Source organism: Streptomyces sp. SID5643, from assembly GCF_009872555.1.
In the GTDB taxonomy this organism is placed as follows: Bacteria; Actinomycetota; Actinomycetes; order Streptomycetales; family Streptomycetaceae; genus Streptomyces; species Streptomyces iakyrus.
Genome location: NZ_WWIC01000353.1, coordinates 1 through 257, shown reverse-complemented (window position 1 = coordinate 257; position 257 = coordinate 1). Strand labels below are relative to the sequence as shown.

The following is a 257-nucleotide window of genomic DNA, read 5'->3' as shown; positions in this document are numbered from 1 at the left end:
CTGGTGCTGGGTGGTGAGGCGGCCTCGGCTACGTGGGTGCGGGAGCTGGTCGCCACCGCTGGTGAGCGTGGGGTGTTCAACCACTACGGTCCGACCGAGGCCACGGTCGGTGTCGCGACCACCCGCCTGACCCCGGATCGTGTCTCGGGCGAGGCGGTCCCGGTGGGTACGCCGATCGCCAACACCCGCTTCTACGTGCTCGACGGGCAGTTGCAGCCGGTGCCGGCGGGTGTTGCGGGCGAGCTGTATATCGCTGG

At 70.4% G+C, this 257-nt stretch carries 1 protein-coding gene; it reads left to right on the top strand.

Annotation, left to right across the window (positions count from 1 at the left end; genetic code table 11):
• Positions 1 to 36: 36 nt before the first annotated feature.
• On the top strand, positions 37 to 257 hold a 221-nt coding region (locus tag GTY56_RS37045; protein ID WP_346345668.1), incomplete at its 3' end, for an AMP-binding protein.